The organism is Streptomyces halobius (assembly GCF_023277745.1).
Classification (GTDB): Bacteria; Actinomycetota; Actinomycetes; order Streptomycetales; family Streptomycetaceae; genus Streptomyces; species Streptomyces halobius.
The window spans coordinates 7,752,606-7,768,786 of the sequence record NZ_CP086322.1 but is presented as its reverse complement, the minus strand read 5'-3'; the positions used below and the strand labels follow the sequence as shown (position 1 = coordinate 7,768,786).

At 70.9% G+C, this 16,181-nt stretch carries 15 protein-coding genes; 3 read left to right on the top strand and 12 right to left on the bottom strand.

The window, feature by feature from the left end:
• Positions 1-223: 223 nt before the first annotated feature.
• From cbiE to K9S39_RS35170, 6 genes are all read right to left on the bottom strand, one after another.
• Positions 224-1,444 (bottom strand): precorrin-6y C5,15-methyltransferase (decarboxylating) subunit CbiE, encoded by a 1,221-nt coding sequence (cbiE, locus tag K9S39_RS35195; protein ID WP_248867370.1) that lies wholly within the window; start codon positions 1,442-1,444, stop codon positions 224-226.
• Between the two features lie 138 nt (positions 1,445-1,582).
• Positions 1,583-2,218, bottom strand: a complete 636-nt coding sequence (locus K9S39_RS35190) for a GNAT family N-acetyltransferase (RefSeq protein ID WP_248867368.1) — start codon at positions 2,216-2,218, stop codon at positions 1,583-1,585.
• A gap of 192 nt (positions 2,219-2,410) precedes the next feature.
• On the bottom strand, positions 2,411-3,292 hold the full coding sequence (locus K9S39_RS35185; RefSeq protein ID WP_248867367.1) for a MetQ/NlpA family ABC transporter substrate-binding protein: 882 nt from the start codon (positions 3,290-3,292) through the stop codon (positions 2,411-2,413).
• Between the two features lie 79 nt (positions 3,293-3,371).
• Positions 3,372-4,118 (bottom strand): methionine ABC transporter permease, encoded by a 747-nt coding sequence (locus tag K9S39_RS35180; RefSeq protein WP_248867366.1) that lies wholly within the window; start codon positions 4,116-4,118, stop codon positions 3,372-3,374.
• Entirely contained in the window at positions 4,115-5,191 is a 1,077-nt protein-coding gene (locus tag K9S39_RS35175; protein WP_248867364.1) for a methionine ABC transporter ATP-binding protein, read from the bottom strand. Before K9S39_RS35175 ends, K9S39_RS35180 begins: the two co-directional genes overlap by 4 nt.
• Before the next feature lie 419 nt (positions 5,192-5,610).
• On the bottom strand, positions 5,611-6,258 hold the full coding sequence (locus tag K9S39_RS35170) for an HAD-IA family hydrolase (RefSeq protein WP_248867363.1): 648 nt from the start codon (positions 6,256-6,258) through the stop codon (positions 5,611-5,613).
• A 134-nt stretch (positions 6,259-6,392) separates the two neighbouring features.
• Here K9S39_RS35170 and K9S39_RS35165 point away from each other — a divergent pair, with 134 nt between their 5' ends.
• On the top strand, positions 6,393-6,761 hold the full coding sequence (locus K9S39_RS35165) for a hypothetical protein (protein ID WP_248867361.1): 369 nt from the start codon (positions 6,393-6,395) through the stop codon (positions 6,759-6,761).
• Complete coding sequence (locus tag K9S39_RS35160; RefSeq protein ID WP_248867360.1) at positions 6,754-7,206, top strand: hypothetical protein; 453 nt, start codon at positions 6,754-6,756, stop codon at positions 7,204-7,206. The genes K9S39_RS35165 and K9S39_RS35160 overlap by 8 nt, the downstream gene beginning before the upstream one ends.
• Before the next feature lie 110 nt (positions 7,207-7,316).
• On the opposite strand, the gene K9S39_RS35155 is transcribed toward K9S39_RS35160, so the two are convergent.
• Together K9S39_RS35155 and K9S39_RS35150 are read right to left on the bottom strand one after the other, a co-directional pair.
• Entirely contained in the window at positions 7,317-7,835 is a 519-nt protein-coding gene (locus tag K9S39_RS35155) for a GNAT family N-acetyltransferase (RefSeq protein WP_248867359.1), read from the bottom strand.
• A 220-nt stretch (positions 7,836-8,055) separates the two neighbouring features.
• Positions 8,056-9,210 (bottom strand): glycerophosphodiester phosphodiesterase, encoded by a 1,155-nt coding sequence (locus K9S39_RS35150; protein ID WP_248867358.1) that lies wholly within the window; start codon positions 9,208-9,210, stop codon positions 8,056-8,058.
• Positions 9,211-9,465: 255 nt separating this feature from the next.
• On the opposite strand from K9S39_RS35150, the gene K9S39_RS35145 reads away from it, so the two are divergent.
• Positions 9,466-10,134 (top strand): lysophospholipid acyltransferase family protein, encoded by a 669-nt coding sequence (locus K9S39_RS35145; RefSeq protein ID WP_248867356.1) that lies wholly within the window; start codon positions 9,466-9,468, stop codon positions 10,132-10,134.
• 103 nt (positions 10,135-10,237) lie between these two features.
• Here K9S39_RS35145 and K9S39_RS35140 read toward each other — a convergent pair whose 3' ends face one another.
• From K9S39_RS35140 to argH, 4 genes are all read right to left on the bottom strand, one after another.
• Complete coding sequence (locus K9S39_RS35140; RefSeq protein ID WP_248867355.1) at positions 10,238-12,280, bottom strand: bifunctional metallophosphatase/5'-nucleotidase; 2,043 nt, start codon at positions 12,278-12,280, stop codon at positions 10,238-10,240.
• Between the two features lie 124 nt (positions 12,281-12,404).
• Positions 12,405-14,000 (bottom strand): MFS transporter, encoded by a 1,596-nt coding sequence (locus K9S39_RS35135; protein WP_248867353.1) that lies wholly within the window; start codon positions 13,998-14,000, stop codon positions 12,405-12,407.
• A complete protein-coding gene (locus tag K9S39_RS35130) occupies positions 13,997-14,548 on the bottom strand; it encodes a TetR/AcrR family transcriptional regulator (RefSeq protein WP_248867352.1) in 552 nt (183 codons plus the stop codon). The genes K9S39_RS35135 and K9S39_RS35130 overlap by 4 nt, the downstream gene beginning before the upstream one ends.
• Positions 14,549-14,698: 150 nt before the next feature.
• Positions 14,699-16,129, bottom strand: a complete 1,431-nt coding sequence (argH, locus tag K9S39_RS35125) for an argininosuccinate lyase (protein WP_248867350.1) — start codon at positions 16,127-16,129, stop codon at positions 14,699-14,701.
• Positions 16,130-16,181 lie beyond the last annotated feature (52 nt).

Genomic DNA, 16,181 nt, shown 5'->3' with positions numbered 1-16,181 from the left:
CCATTGGTAGTGCTCCTTCCAACCGCCCGTGCGACGCGCTCGACCGGGGCGCGCCGACGCCCCGATAGCTAGAACGAGCGAGCGCGCCTCGCGGCACGTCCGCTCTCCAGAGCTTCATTTTCGACCAAAACCACGGCATTTTCCGGATATTGGCGCACGAAGCCGAACGCGGAACGGCGGCGCAACGATCCGCCAGCCTACCCTCCGCAGGGTGCCGTACCGGTCACGGGTGAGGAACGCGATAGCCGCTGAGCAGAAAGACGACGGAACGTTCGCGTTCGACCCAGACCGAGGTGTCCAGGTCGACGGACTGCAGGAGCGCGCACTCGACGTCGTAGCCGCCGTCGGCCATCGCTTTGCCGATCGATTCGGCCTCGTCGCGGGTCGCGGCGTGGGTCACGATGCGTTCCGGGCGGCGGGCCGCGCAGGCGTCAACGACCGCCGCTCCCCCGCCGCCGATCCGCACCACGTCCGGCTCGGGCAGGTCTTCCAGGATGTGCGGCGCGCGCCCGTGCACGACCTGGAGTTGTACGCCGTAGCGACGGGCGACCGCGGCGGTGCGCCCGCAGGCGTCGTCATCGGCGTCCACCGCGATGACCGCGGCGCCGAACCGCGCCGCCTCCACGGCGGCGGCGCCGCTGCCGCAGCCGATGTCCCAGACCAGATCGCCCACTCGCGGTCCCATACGGGCCAGTTGGGCCGTCCGCAGCTGGACGGACTCGCCCTCGTCGAGGGCGCCGCCGTAGGCGCGGGCCGGAAGTCCCCAGCCGCGCGGGCCGGTCGGATGTCCCACCTCGTGGGCGGCGATCCAGCCGGTCCCCTGGGCCGCGGCGCCGGCGGGCGAACCACCCACGACAATCACGACATTGGGGTCGCGCCAGACGTGGTCGGCGGCCTTGTCGGATGTGAGGACTGTCACCTGCTCGCGGTCGGTACCCAGTTCCTCGCAGATGACGAACGTGCGGTGGACGCCGCGCAGCAGCAGGGCGAGTTCGGTGGGGCCGGCGCCGGGTGCGGTGAGAACCGCGACCTTGGTGTGGGCGCGGCAGACGTTCACCGCGCGGCGCAGATCGCGGCTGTGGGCGACCACGATCTGGGCGTCGTCCCAGGGCATGCCGGCCCGTGCGAAAGCGGCCGCGACGGCCGAGACGGCGGGGACCACTTCCACTTCCAGGCCGAATTCGGGCGCGCGGAGGGTGCGTACGACGCCGAAGAAGCCGGGGTCGCCGTCGGCGAGGACGACCGCGGAGCCGCGGTGCCGGGCGATACGGCGGGCGGCGAGGGACAGGCTGCCGAGCCGGACGCGTTCGGCGTTCGGCGGGATCTCGGGCCGTGCGAGGTGGTGGGCGGCGCCGGCCACCAGCGTCGCAGCGCCCAGGGCGGAGCGGGCGGCGGCGGTCAGCGGCGAGCCGTCCCATCCGATCACCGTGACCCGGTCGGCCATGCTCGTCAGTCTCCTGGGGCTGCTGTTGGTTACGCGGGCGAGTGGGGGCTCCGCGGTGCTGTGACAAGGGTCCGCGCTGGTCGCGGAGGTGCGCAGGCCGAGACTACCTCGGGAGGTCCAGACCGGAGAGAGACCTGTTCAGTTCCACTCGGGGTAGCCGAACCCGCTGGCGTCCGCCGCGCGGCCGGGGACCCCGTCGAGGTCCTCGGGCAGCAGGCTCCACACGATCAGATCCGTCCGGATGTCCGTCCAGCCGCCGTCTTCCGTGGGGCTGCGGGCTATCCAGGCGTTGCGCAGCACGCCTTCGCTGATACAGCCGATCTTCTGGGCGACCTGGTGGGAGGCGGTGTTGTCGGCGGCGGTGCGCAGCTCGATACGCTCGAACTTCTGGTCCTCGAAGAGCCAGTGCGCGACCGCGAGCACGGATTCGCCGGCATAGCCCTCGCCGCGGGCCCAGGGGGCGATGACATAGCCGATCTCGGTGCTGAGCACCCGCCAGTCGGTGTGGTCGACGTGGAGGGCGCCGACCAGGCGCTGGGTGAGGAATTCGGTGACGGCCAGGGCGATGCCGCGGCCTTCGGTACGGACCGCGGCGGCCTTGCCGGTGGCCCAGGCGCGGGCGTCGGCGGTGGTGTAGGGGTGCGGCAGATCGGTCCAGGCGGTGACGAGTTCGTCGGTCATCATCTCGGTGAGGGCGGGCACATCGGCCTCTTCGAAGGGGCGCAGCACCAGCCGGTCCGTGCTGATGGAGATGTCCGGAAAGGTGGATGTCATGCCGCTGCTCCCACGCCGTTGACCATGGTGTTCCGGGACGTCACGGGCCGTTTCTCCGTGAGTTCGCGGGTCGTCCGACCCGTCTTGAATGCACCAGCATGCAGCATCTGCCTGCGGGTTCGCCACGCGCGGGGGCCCCGGCCGCACGGTGCGCGGATCCGGGGCCCCGGCACGGGGGCCGTCGAACGGCCGTCAGCTCTTCGCGGGTCCGAAGGCCGGGATGACCGAGCCGTCCTTGTACGTGTCCTGCAGGAACTTCTTGACCTCGTCGGAGTTCAGGAGCTTGGCGAGCTTCTTGATCCGCGGGTCGTTCTCGTTGCCCTTCTTGACGGCGAGGAAGTTGGCGTAGGGGTTGTCCTTGGCGTTCTCCAGGGCCAGGGCGTCCTCGGAGGGCTTGAGCTTGGCGCCGATGGCGAAGTTGCCGTTGATGATCGCGGCGTCGACATCGTCGATGCGGGGTGCGGTCTGTGCGGCCTCCAGCTCCGTGAGCTTGACGCCCTTGTCGTCCTTGACGTCGGTCAGCTTGGCGTCGGCGCCGACGCCGGGCTTGAGGGTGATCACGCCCTGGTCGGCGAGCAGCTTGAGTGCCCGGCCCTCGTTGGAGGGGTCGTTGGGAACGGAGACGGTGCTGCCGGCCTTGAGGTCCGAGAGCCTGTCGAGCTTCTTGGAGTAGACGCCGAGCGGCTCGATGAGGACGTTCACGACGGGCACGATGTGCGTGCCGTTCTCCTTGTTGAAGGTGTCGAGGAACGGCTTGTGCTGGAAGAAGTTGGCGTCGACCTGGCCGTCGTCGGTGACCTTGTTCGGGATCTTGTAGTCGTTGAACGGCTTGACGACCAGCTTCAGGCCCGCCTTGTCCGCCAGCTCGTTCTTGACGAAGTCGAGGATGGCGCCGTGCGGAGTGGGGCTGGCGGCGACGACGAGCGGGGCGTTCTTGTCGCCCTTGTCGCCGCTGGCGATGGCGTCGGAGGGGGCGCTGCAGGCGCCGGCGCCGAGGGCGACGGCGGAAGCGGCGGCGACGGCCACGGCGATCTTGACGGTGTTACGCACGAAGAGTGCCTCTTTCTTGTTCACACGGGCTCGTTGACGCGTGTGTGGTGTACGCCCGGCAAAGGGTCCGGGCCCTGGGTGATGCGGGTGTGGCTCAGGGGGGTCAGGCGGCCTCGCTGGTGGCGGGCGCCGGCTCCTCGGTCCGTACGCGGCGCGAACCGCCGAAGACGCGACGAACGGACGTGCCGCGGCTGCCGCGGCCGGCCAGCCGGCGGACGACGAGGTCGCCGAGCAGCTGCACGAGCGTGACCAGGACGATCAGCTCGACCACGGTGGTGATCATCAGCGAGGTCTCGTACTGCTGGTAGCCGTAGGTGTAGGCCAGGTTGCCGAGGCCGCCGCCGCCGACCGCGCCGGCGATCGCGGAGTAGCCGATCAGCGTGATGACGGTGGTGGTGACGGCCGCGACCAGCGCGGGCAGCGCCTGCGGGAGCAGCACCTTGAAGACGATGGTCCACGTGCCGCCGCCCATCGCCTGGGCGGCCTCCACGAGGCCGTGGTCGACCTCGCGCAGCGCGGCCTCCACGAGGCGGGCGAAGAACGGGATGGCGGCGATGGCGAGCGGGACGACGGCGCCGGTGGGGCCGATGGAGACGCCGACGACGAGCCGGGTGAAGGGGATCAGCACCACGATCAGGATCAGGAACGGGAAGGACCGTCCGATGTTCACGATCGCGCCGAGGACCTTGTTCACCACGACGTTCTGCAGCATGGCGCCGCGGTCGGTCAGATGCAGCAGCACACCGACGGGGATGCCGATGAGGACGGCGTAGAACGCCGACCACCACACCATGAAGAGGGTGTCGAGCGTGTTGTCGAGCAGCAGCGGCCGCATCTCGGTCCAGCTCACTTGGCACCTTCCTTGAGCGGCGCGGCGGCGGGCGCCGGGACCGCCGGTTCGTTGTCGGGCTCGTCGTCTGCCGCGTCCGCCACGTCGACCTGCAGACCCTGCTCCCGCAGGAAGCCGATGGGCACCACGTTCTCCTCGAAGCGGCCGGGGAGTTCGATCCGCATCCGGCCGATCTGCTTGCCGCCGACGGTGTCCATGGCGGCGCCGAGGATCGAGATGTCGATGTTGTAGGTACGCGCCAGCTCGGAGATCACCGGGCGGGTGGCGGCCGCGCCGTGGAAGGTGATGTCGACGACGGTGCGGTCCGCGCCCGAGGGCTCGCCGCCGACCGGGAACAGCTCCCGTGCCAGTTCGGAGCCGGGGGTGGCCAGCAGTTCGGCGACGGTGCCCTGTTCGACGACGTGGCCGTTCTTCATCAGCGCGGCCGAGTCGCAGATGGTCTTGACGACGTCCATCTCGTGGGTGATCAGGACGATGGTCAGGCCCAGCCGGCGGTTGAGGTCGCGCAGCAACTGCAGGATGGAACGGGTGGTCTCCGGGTCCAGGGCGCTGGTGGCCTCGTCGGAGAGCAGCACCTTGGGGTCGCCGGCCAGCGCGCGGGCGATGCCCACGCGCTGCTTCTGGCCGCCGGAGAGCTGCGCCGGGTACGCCTTGGCCTTGTCGGCGAGGCCGACCAGGTCCAGCAGTTCCAGGGCCTTGCGGGCGCGCTCGCAGCGGTCGAGCTTGAGGATTTCCAGGGGCAGTTCGACGTTGTCCTGGACGGTGCGCGAGGACAGCAGGTTGAAGTGCTGGAAGACCATGCCGATATGGCTGCGGGCGGCGCGCAGCGCGGCATTGGCGCGTTTCTGGTCGCCGGCCAGCGCGGTGAGATCCTGGCCGGCCACGGTCACCGTGCCGGAGGTGGGGCGCTCCAGGAGGTTGAGGCAGCGGATCAAGGTGGATTTGCCGGCGCCGCTCTGGCCGAGGACGCCGTACACCTCGCCCTCGCGGACGTGCAGATCGACGCCGTCCAGGGCGGTGACTTCGCGGTCGCCTGAACGGTAGACCTTGGTCAGGCCCGTTGTGGTGATCACAGGGAATTCCGTCACTGTCGAGTGCTCGGCGGCTCGCCCGCCGGGCACGGGGCATTCTTGCGAGTGCGGCAGAGGGGAACGGGGAGCGGCGGCGGGCGCAGGGCCCGGCTCCGGGTTCCGGTGACGCGGGGCGGCCGTCGGCGTCGGGACGTCGGGACCGACGTACGGCGCAGCATGGCGGTCCCCCTGCCCCTTCAGAGCTTGGGGGAGGGTGCTCGCTTCGGGGCGCGAGGCTCAGGCGGGGGCCCTCAGCGGTCACACATTCGACACAGGCAACGAGCACCGGGCGTCGTGGTCGCCTCGGTCGCAGGGGTGCGGCTGCTCGTCGTGGTCATGGCGGCAAGTAAACCAGACATGCGTACGGGCCGATCACACCCGTCCGGATAGCAGACAGGGCTGACCGGTCCGTGGACGGCGGATCAGTCCGCGACGGTGAGCTCCACCGTGCCGTCGATGGCCTGCCCGGACACCGCCGACAGATCGGGGACGACCACATCCGCGTGGAGCTCACCGGCGCGGTGCGTTGTGGTCAACGCCACGGTGGTCATCCCGGCCGCGCGGCCCGCGGCCAGCCCGGCCGGCGCGTCCTCGAAGACGACGCAGCGGGCCGGGTCGACACCGAGCCGTGCGGCGGCGAGCAGGAACGGCTCCGGGTCGGGCTTGCCACGGCTGATGTCATCGGCGGATATCAGGTGCTTCGGCCGCACCCCGGCCTCGCCCAGCCGCGCCTCGGCCAACCGTCGGGTGGCGGAGGTGACCACGGCCCACCGCTCGGCGGGCAGGTCCGCCAGCAGCGCGTGGGTGCCGGGCAGCGCGACGACCCCGCCCGCGACGTCCTCGACCTCCAGCTGCTCGATCCGGGCCAGCGCCTCGGGTATCCGGTCCGGGGGCAGCAGATCGGCGACGATCTCGACCGCCGGGCGGCCGTGCAGCTGGATCCGCGCGAAGTCCTCCGCGGTGACGCCGTACTCCTTCGCCCACCGCGTCCAGCAGCGGTCGACGGACGCGATGGAGGAGACCAGGGTGCCGTCATTGTCGAAGAGGAGCGCTTCAGCGGAGATGTTCATGCTTGACGAGCGTACGTGCTCGACGGGCGTATGTGCCGTGGTGGGGCCGACGGCGGGCGGCCACCGGAAGCCGATTAGCATCGCCCCATGCTCCACAACCCCACGGCGCGCGGCCCCGCCGCCCGGAGGTCACGATGATCGACGCGCTGACGATCGCGGTCGCGGTCACCGCGCTCGCCCTCGCCGCCTGGTGCGGCTTCGCCGCCTACCGCGACGAGCCGACGAAGGACTGGCACTTCATCGGCATGGCCGTGGTGGCGCTGCTCGCCGTCGTCCAACTGGTCGTCGCGGTCGTGCGGTTGGCGCGCGGGCAGTCGCCGGAGCAGGGCACCGCCATCTTCGTGGCCTATCTGCTCGGGGCGGCCGTCTGCGTCCCCGGGACCGGGTTCATGTCGCTCTCGGAGCGCACCCGCTGGGGTTCGGCCACCGTCGCGGCGGGCGCCGTGGTGCTGGCCGTGCTGGAAGTGCGGCTCTTCGACATCTGGGGAGGCGGCAGTGCCTGAGCCCTCGGCGACCCCGGAGGCGGCCACCGCGGCCGACGGCACCGCGGCGTCCGCGAAGCGTTCCCTGGGCAGCGGCCCCGGTCGGCTGCTGGTCACCCTCTACGCCGTCTTCACCGTCGCGGCCGCGTCCCGCTCCGCCTTCCAGGTCGTCGCACAGTTCGACCTGGCCCCGCTGGCGTACAGCCTCTCGGCGGTCTCCGCGGCCGTCTACGGCTTCATCACCTTCTCGCTGGTACGCGGCGGTGAGGGCGCCCGCATCGCCGCGTTCGTCTGCTGCGCCCTGGAGCTCCTCGGGGTGCTGGGCATCGGCACCTGGACGCTTGTCGAGTCGTCCGCCTTCCCCGACGCCACGGTGTGGTCGGACTACGGGAAGGGCTATCTCTTCATCCCGGTCCTGCTGCCCGTCACCGGGCTGATCTGGCTGCGCCGGTCGCGTACGGCGTAACCGGGGAGGGCCATGGGACGGGTTGCCCTGCTCTTCACGAGCTCGGGGGAGGGCCCATGCGCGTGCGTGGACCCCCCGAGCTCGTGAAGAGCAGGGCCCCACCCGCTCCGCTACGCCCCCGCGACGAGCGCCCCGGCGGCCACGTCTTCTTCGAGCGCGGCCTTTTCCAGCGTGATCATGCTCAGCCTGCGGGTGATCTGCTCCGTCCCGACCGGTGCGTAACCGTGGCCGCGGTACAGCCGCAGATTGCCCTCGCTGCGGTGTCCGGTGCGCAGGCGGTAGCGCTTGGCCGACCGTTCCGCCGCCAGCCGCGCCTCGATCGCGTCGAGCAGCCGTCCGCCCAGGCCGTGCCGCTGCATCCGCGGATGCACGATGAGCTTGGCTATCTCGCCGGTGCCGGCCGCGTCGACGGTGCCGCGCACCGATCCGACCACCTCCTCGCCGAGCCTGGCGACCACGACGCAGCCCTCGCCCAGTTCCGCCCGCAGGGAGTCCAGGGTCTGGGTGAGCGGCTCGATGCCGTAGTCGTCGTACAGCGCGGCCTCCGTCTGGTAGCAGAGGTACTGGAGTTTGAGGATCTGCTCGGCGTCCTGGTCGGTCGCCGCAGAGATGGTCACGCTGGTGCCCATGCGCGTATGCCTCCCCTTGTCGGTTCGCTCTCGGTGTTTCCGGAGTCCCCGGAAATCGACAGCGGCAATCTCCACGGCGGACATCCCACGCGGACATTCCGGACAACGCGTACGGACCGGCCCCGAGCTCCCCTGTGACATTCCCAACTCGGAGGCACTGGCGGGACATGCGGGGAGGCCGGGGCCGGTCCCGGGGCCGGAAGCCGGGAGCGGCGGCCGGTCAGCCCTTGCGGAAGTCCGCGGCCGCGAGCAGCGCGGTGTCCGGGTTGTCGGAGAAGATGCCGTCGATGCCGGTGGCGAAGTACGCCTTCAGGGCGCCGAAGACGTCACCGTAGGCGTCGGGGTCCTTGCCGACCTGGAAGTCGAGCGGCAGGAAGCTGTTCTCGTTCCGCATGGTGTACGGGTGAACGGCCAGCCCCTCGGCGTGCGCGTCGCGGACGAGCGTGGTGGGCTCACCGAGCTTGCCGCTCTCGTCCTGCGCGATGACCTGCGGCAGCCAGGGACCGATGCCGTCGGCGAAGCCAACGATCCACTCCAGGCCCTCGGGCTTGAGCAGATCGGCCGTGGTGCGCGTGTCACCGGCCTCGACAAAGTCCCAGGGCCGGACGCTCGGCTCGTCGAGCAGGACGACCTTGGGGCAGCGCAGGCCCAGCTCGCCGAGCCGCTGGATGCTGCTGGGCTCGAAGGACTGCAGGAAGTTCGGGGCGCCCTTCCGGTGCCGGCCGTGGGCGCGCAGCGCCTTCGCCAGCCGCTCCTCCAGGCCGAGGCCGAGCTTGCGGAAGTAGGTGGGGTGCTTGGTCTCGATGTAGAGCCACACCGGGCGGCCGCGCTTTTCGCCCTCGCGCTCGGCCCAGCGCAGGACCTCGTCGAAGGTGGGGATCTGCCAGCGGCCGTTGTAGAGGGTGTTGCGCTGCCGGACGTCGGGGATGCGCTCCGTGGCGCGCAGCGTCTTCAGCTCGGCGAGCGTGAAGTCCTCGGTGAACCAGCCGGTGAGGTCCTTGCCGTCCACGGTCTTGGTGGTCTTGCGGCCGGCGAACTCGGGGTGGTCGGCGACATCGGTGGTCGCGGTGATGTCGTTCTCGTGCCGGCAGACCAGATGCCCGTCCTTCGTCGGGACGAGGTCCTGCTCGATGATGTCCGCGCCCATGTCGAGGGCGAGCTGGTAGGAGCCGAAGGTGTGCTCCGGGCGGTAACCGGCGGCGCCACGGTGGCCGACGACCAGCGGCACCGGCAGCCCCCGGCCCGCCGCCCCGCGCCCGACGGCGCTCGTCTGGCTCGCGCTCGCGTGGCCGGCGCCGCCGAACACCGCCGCTCCCGCGCCGAGGGCCGCGGCCCCCAGCACCGTCCGCCGTCCCGGCTGCTGCCGCTTCTGCATTCCCGCGCTCCTTGATCGTTCTGAGGTTTTCCATGTCCCGCACCTGTCAACGGGACGGACCGCATCGTATGCATGGACGGTCGCCGCCGGGAGGCAGGGCGGCGGCATGGGAGGGAACAGGGTGATAACGCGTGTCAATTCTGCGTATCGACCTCGTGAACCTGATGTGCGAGCGGGGGTAACCCGCGAGTATGGTCCTGGGCTGCAGAGTTCTGCGCTCACTCGACGTTGACCGGCCACGACCCGGAGGGCCCGTTGTCCCGCATTGTGCTGAAGGCGATTCTCAGATTCGTCATGCGTGTCCTTTTCCGCCCGACGGTTGAGGGTATGGAGCGCATCCCGGGAAGCGGACCGGTGATCCTGGCCGGCAACCACGTCACCTTCATCGACTCGCTGTTCATGGTGCTGTGCGTCAAGCGCCAGGTCTTCTACATCGGCAAGGACGAGTACGTCACGGGCAAGGGCGTCAAGGGCCGCCTCATGGCGTGGTTCTTCTCCACCGGCGGCATGATCCCCGTCGACCGCGACGGCGGGCACGGCGGCGTCGCGGCGCTGATGACCGGCCGCCGCGTCCTGGAAGAGGGCAAGGTGTTCGGCATCTATCCCGAGGGCACCCGCTCCCCCGACGGCCGGCTCTACCGCGGCCGAACGGGAGTCGCCCGCCTGGCCCTGATGACCGGCGCTCCCGTCGTCCCGTACGCGTTGATCGGCACCGACAAGGTGCAGCCGAACGGCAAGGGCATGCCGCGCATCTCCCCGGTGACGATCCGCTTCGGTGAACCGCTGGACTTCTCCCGTTACGAGGGCATGGACCGCGACCGCTATGTCCTGCGGGCCGTCACCGACGAGGTGATGAGCGACGTCATGCGGCTGTCCGGCCAGGAGTACGTCGACGTGTACGCCACGAAGGCGCGGGCCGCCTGAGCACTCTCCTTGCGGCTGGACCGCCGCCGCTCTCGCGGAGGTGGTTGCTCGCCATCGGGGTTCCTCAATTGATGGCCGGGGTTCAGCAAGTGATGGCCGGGGTTCAGCACGGCACCCGGAAGCCGTTGAAGACGCGCTGGCCCTCGGGCCCGCCCGCGGACGCCGTACGCAGCGCCGCCTCCGGCCGGGGTACGGCGCTGCCGTCGGCCTGGAGCAGCTGCTGCCGTTCGATGACGGTGCCGATCCGGGCGCCGGGCGCCGTCGCGTTCTTGACCGCCACCCGGTCCAGCGGTGCGGGCGTCAGCCGCTGCCGGGCGCGGACGAAGGTGACGAAGCTCTCGAAGTCGCGGGCGTGTCGGACCGGTGCGGTGAAGCCGGTGAAGGCGCTGAAGCCGTCCTGGTTGATGAGGGTGTACGAGGGCGCGGCGAGGCGGTAGCGGCGTTCCGGGTCGAGGGCGGTGCCGTTGACGAGCACGTCGGCGGGGGCCACGCGCCGGCCGACCGGACCGGCCGCGTCGAAGCTGTAGCGGACGTTGGCGGAGACGGCCAGCGGTGCGAAGCCCAGGCCGCCGCCGGGGGTCGGTGCCCACTGTTCCTCCAGCGCGTCGTGGATCTGTGCGCCGGTGACGGTGACCGTCATGAGCGGGTCGCCGAAGCCGACCGCGTGCCATGCCTGCCCGAGCGTCACGGTGCCGCCTGACGCCTCGTCACGGACCAGGTCCCCGGCGATGATCGCCGATCCGACGCGCGGCGCGACCGCGATGACGGCGAGCTCCGCGGGGGTCGGGGTCTCCCCTGCGCATGGGGGTCCCCCCGCTCGAACGAAGTTGAGAGTGGGGGAGGAGTCGAGAGCTCGGGGAACGGTGCCGTCGTGGTCGTCCTTCGGCTCGTGCGGCTGCCGTGCCGCCCAGAGCGCCCAGTCGGCCACGAGGTCGCCCATGGTGCTCTCGCCGGCGGCGTTGCGCCGCCGGGTGAAGGAGGCGGTCTGTTTGGCGAGCGGGGTACGGGCGCGCCGGGCGCTGTAGCCCGCCCAGTAGTCGGTGATCGACCGCACTCCGGGGTGGGGTGTCACATCCCGGGTGTTGGGGTGGTTGGTGGCGGTGGTCAGCGAGCGGACGACGGAGCCGGTCCGGGGGTCCAGGCGCAGATTGATCTCGTTGACGATCTGTCCGTAGCAGCCGGCTTCGACGAACGGGCGGGGGTTGCCGTCGGGGTCGGGCAGCATCATCGTGAAGGCGCGGTGCCAGTGGCCGGTCACGATGGCGTCGATGTCCGGGGAGACGCGCAGCGCCAGGTCGTAGGCGGGGCCGGAGGGGTTGCTGCCGCTGGTGAAGTCGCCGCCGGCGACCGCGCCGTCATGCATGCTCAGCACGATCGCGCGGACGCCGCGCCCGGTGAGTTCGGCGGCGCAGCGGTTGGCGGTCTCCAGCTCGTCCAGGGTCCGCAGTCCCGGGTGGTAGGAGCCGGGGAAGGTCTCGGTGCCGATGGCCGTCAGATGGATGAAGCCGATCGGCAGCGTGCGGCCGCCCCCGGCGTCCACGTACGCGATGTGGTACGGCGGCAGCACGGTCCTGCCGGTGTCGTGCCACACCATGTTGGCGCTGTAGTAGGGGAAGGCGGCGCCGGGGAAGCGGCGTCCGGTGGAGTCGGTGAAGGAGTCGTCGCGGCCGACGGTGGGGAAGGGGATGCCCTTTTCCATGTGCGAGGTGAGGAACGTCACCGACTTGTCGAACTCATGGTTGCCGGCCGAGGCGAAGTCCAGGCCCATGGCGTTGAGCGCCTCGATGGTGGGCTCGTCGGCGAAGGAGGAGGTGTCGAACTCCCAGCCGGAGAAGAGATCTCCGGGGGTGAAGAACAGGGAGTTGCGGCGACCGGCCCGCAGGCGTTCCAGGTGTGCGGCCATATAGGCGACACCGCCGACGGTGTACTTCCGCCCGCCCGCCCCGGTGAGGACGGAGTTGCCGCCCGGGGCTCCCTGGAGGTAGCCGTGCAGGTCGGTGATGCTGAGCAGCTGAACGTCGACGTACTCGTCGGCGGTGGCCGCGTCGCGGGCGTGGCCGGTGGCGTAGGCGTCGCTGCCGATGGCGCTCGTGGTGGCCAGTGCCCCCGCCGCGGTGAGGAAGGAGCGTCGTCCGATGTCGCGCACTTGTGGATCATTACGGGTGCGCGTCTGCCCGGTCGGCAGGACACGCCCTGGGCCCGGCACCCGCCCCCGCGCCGTCCCTCGTTCGCACCGGGCGGCGTCCCGCTACGGGCCCGGCCGTGTTCCGCTAGACGGCCTTGGACTCGGTCTCCGGCTCGCGCCCGGCCACCGCCTTCTCCGGGCTGTACTCCAGCTCCTGGCCGCGCAGCAGGAACCAGGCGGCCACCGCGGCGCCCAGCAGGATCACCGCGGCCACGCCGGACGCGACGTCCAGCCCGCGGACGAAGGAGTCCTGAGCCGCCTGCATCAGCGCCGTGCCCTGGCCGGCGGGGAGTCCGGCGGCCGTTTCGAAGGCGCCGCCCAGCGATTCGCGAGCGGCGTCGGCGGCGTCGGCGGACACGCCGGGCGGTGCCGCGAACCCGCGGTAGATGCCGGTGACGATGGAGCCGAGCAGGGCGATGCCGAGCGCGGCGCCGAGTTCGTAGGCCGTCTCGGCGACCGCGGAGGCGGCGCCCGCCTCTTCCTTGGGGACGCTGGAGAGGATGACGTCGGCGGTGACGGTGAACGAGAAACCGGCGCCGACACCGACGACGAAGAGAATCACGGTCAGCGCGGCGGTACTGGTTTCGGCGGCCAGGGTCGTACAGCCGACCAGCGAGAGCCCGACCACCGCGAGGCCGCCCGCCACCACGATCCGTACGGACAGCCGCCGGGCGACATACCCGGCGGACAGGCCCGCCGCCACCGCGCCGACCGCGGCCGGGAGTTCGACCAGCCCGGCGTTCAGCGACGAGCGCAGCTGCACCATCTGGAGGAACTGGGAGAGAAAGAAGACCAGCCCGGACAGGCCCAGGATGGTCAGCAGATCGGCCAGCACCGCCCCCGAGAAGCCCCGGTGGTGGAAGAGCTTCATGTTCAGCAGCGGCGAGTCCAGGGTCAGCTGACGGCGGACGAACCAGATCAGCGTGAGCACACCGACGGCACCCGCCAGGCCGATGTCCCAGCGAAACCCGTGTACCGACGCCTCCTTGACGGCGTAGATGACGCCGACGATGCCCACCAGGGACAGCAGCACGCTGGGGATGTCCCAGGGACCGGGATCCGGATTACGGGACTCCGGGATCACCTTGGCGCCGATGGCCACCAGCAGCGCCATCACCGGCAGATTGATCAGAAAGACCGAACCCCACCAGAAGTGGCCCAGCAGAAAGCCGCCCAGGACCGGCCCCACGGCGGTGCCGGCCGACGCCATCGCGCCCCAGATGCCCACGGCCAGGCTGCGCTCCTGGGGGTCGTGGAAGAGGTTGCGGATCAGCGCGAGGGTGGACGGCATCAGCGTCGCACCGGCCACACCGAGCAGGGCGCGGGCGGCGATCATCATCTCCGGGGTGGTGGCGTAGGCACACAGCACCGACATCGCGCCGAACGCGACGGAGCCGAGCAGCAGCAGTTTCTTACGGCCGATCCGGTCGCCGAGGCTGCCCATGGAGACCAGCAGTCCGGCGATGACGAAGGAGTAGATGTCACCGATCCACAACAGCTGCGTCCCCGAGGGGCGCAGATCCTCGCTCAGAAAGGGCGTGGCGAGGCCGAGGACGGTGATGTCGACGCCGACGAGCAGCACGGCCAGGACAAGGACGGAGAGCGCGAGCCAGCGGCCCGGACGGGGCTGGTCGTCCACATGGGCCGAGCCGGCCCGTCCTGACGCCCTGGTCTCGCTCATTTCTCCATGCTCCGACGGATGCCGCCGAGCAGCAGCTCGGCGATCGAGTGGTTGAGGTCGTTGCGGGCGACCCGCCCTTCGTGCACGGCCCAGGCGCCGGCGCCGAGCAGGCCGTAGAACGCCTCGGTGAGCCAGGAGGCGCTGAGGTCGATACGGAAGTCGCCCTGTTCCTGGCCGCGGCGGAAGAGCGCGGCGAGCCGGTCGTCCAGCCGGGCCCAGCCGGCGTTGACCTCACCGCCCTCGAAGAGCTGGTTCTCGGTGAAGAGGAACGCCAGCACACCGGCGACCGGTTCGGCCTCGGCGATCAGCCGGCGCAGCGCGTCGGCGGCGTCCCCGTCGTCGAGCCGGGCGGTGTCCATCGCCTGCGTGAACTGCTCGATGCCGAGGTCCTCCACGGCCCGGATCAGGGCGTCCCGTCCCGCGAAGTGCCGGTGCAGGGTCGCGCGGCTGATGCCGGCGGCCCGCGCGATCTCGTCCATCGACGTCGTCGCCCTGCGGGTCAGCAGCGCGGCGGCTTCCTTGAGTACCCGTTCACGGTCCACAGCCATGAGACACAGGATAGCCGAATGAGACACTATTGTCTCATCGTGGGAGTGCGACAGGGCGGCGCGGGCATCTGGGAGCGCGACAGGACGACGCGGGCATACGGAAACGGCCCCCACCCGCCCGGGGTGGAGGCCGCACGTCCGTACCGCGCACTACTTCTTGGCCGACGCCCATTCCTGCTGCGCCGCCAGGTCGGCCCGGACCTCGGCGAGCTGGACCGCCACCGCCGAGGGCGCGGTGCCGCCCCGGCCACTGCGCGAGGCGAGCGCTCCGGGGACGTCGAGGACCATCCGGACCTCCGGGGTCAGATGCGGCGAGATCTTCGCGAACTGGTCATCCGTCAGCTGGTCCAGCTCGATGCCGTGCGCCTCGCACTCCTTGACGCACTCCCCCGCGACCTCGTGCGCCACCCGGAACGGCACCCCCTGCTTGACCAGCCACTCCGCGATGTCCGTCGCGAGCGAGAACCCGGCGGGGGCCAGCTCTTCCATGCGCTCCCGGTTGACGGTCAGCGTGGCCATCATCCCGGTGAACGCCGGCAGCAGGACCTCCAGTTGGTCGCAGGAGTCGAAGACCGGCTCCTTGTCCTCCTGCAGATCTCGGTTGTACGCGAGCGGCAGCGCCTTGAGCGTCGCCAGCAGTCCCGTCAGATTGCCGATCAACCGCCCCGACTTGCCCCGCGCCAGCTCCGCGATGTCCGGATTCTTCTTCTGCGGCATGATCGACGAGCCGGTGGAGAAGGCGTCGTGCAGGGTCACGAAGGAGAACTCCTTCGTGTTCCAGATGATGACCTCCTCGGCGATACGGGAGAGGTCGACCCCGATCATCGCCGTGATGAAGGCGAATTCCGCGACGAAGTCCCGCGCGGCCGTGCCGTCGATGGAATTGCCCGCCGAGCCGTGCTCGAAGCCGAGGTCCCGCGCGACCGCCTCCGGGTCGAGCCCGAGGGAGGAGCCCGCCAGGGCCCCCGAGCCGTACGGCGACACGGCCGTCCGCTCGTCCCACTGCCGCAGCCGCTCCGCGTCCCGCGACAGCGACTGCACATGGGCCAGCACATGGTGGGCGAAGAGCACCGGCTGGGCGTGCTGGAGGTGGGTGCGGCCCGGCATGGCGACGTCCGGGTGCGCCTCGGCCAGCTCGACCAGCGCCTCCTGGAGGTCGGCGAGCAGCCCGCCGATGATCCGCGCATGGTCCCGCAGATACATCCGGAAGAGCGTGGCGACCTGGTCGTTACGGGACCGGCCGGCCCGCAGCTTGCCGCCGAGGTCCGGGCCGAGCCGCTCCAGCAGTCCGCGCTCCAGTGCGGTGTGCACATCCTCGTCGGCGACAGTGCCGGTGAACGAGCCGTCGGCGACGTCCCGTTCGAGCTGGTCGAGCCCGGCGGTCAGCCGCGTCAGCTCGTCCTCGGTGAGCAGGCCCGCCGTGTGCAGCACGCGGGCGTGGGCACGGGAGCCGGCGATGTCGTACGGGGCCAGCCGCCAGTCGAAGTGGACCGACGCGGACAGGCGGGCCAGGGCCTCGGCGGGACCGTCGGCGAAGCGGCCGCCCCAGAGCCGGACGTCGCCGTTGCTGCCGTTGCTCACTGCTGCTCCTCAAAGCTCGGTCTTGTACGGCCGCCTCCCCGCCGAGGGGCGG

Bases quoted from the DNA above. Each gene is read 5' to 3' on its own strand.
- K9S39_RS35165 (WP_248867361.1), top strand. From the start codon at position 6,393: ATGATCGACGCGCTGACGATCGCGGTCGCGGTCACCGCGCTCGCCCTC.
- K9S39_RS35130 (WP_248867352.1), bottom strand. From the start codon at position 14,548: ATGGCTGTGGACCGTGAACGGGTACTCAAGGAAGCCGCCGCGCTGCTG.
- K9S39_RS35135 (WP_248867353.1), bottom strand. From the start codon at position 14,000: ATGAGCGAGACCAGGGCGTCAGGACGGGCCGGCTCGGCCCATGTGGAC.
- cbiE (WP_248867370.1), bottom strand. From the start codon at position 1,444: ATGGCCGACCGGGTCACGGTGATCGGATGGGACGGCTCGCCGCTGACC.
- K9S39_RS35170 (WP_248867363.1), bottom strand. From the start codon at position 6,258: ATGAACATCTCCGCTGAAGCGCTCCTCTTCGACAATGACGGCACCCTG.
- K9S39_RS35150 (WP_248867358.1), bottom strand. From the start codon at position 9,210: ATGCAGAAGCGGCAGCAGCCGGGACGGCGGACGGTGCTGGGGGCCGCG.
- K9S39_RS35190 (WP_248867368.1), bottom strand. From the start codon at position 2,218: ATGACATCCACCTTTCCGGACATCTCCATCAGCACGGACCGGCTGGTG.
- K9S39_RS35155 (WP_248867359.1), bottom strand. From the start codon at position 7,835: ATGGGCACCAGCGTGACCATCTCTGCGGCGACCGACCAGGACGCCGAG.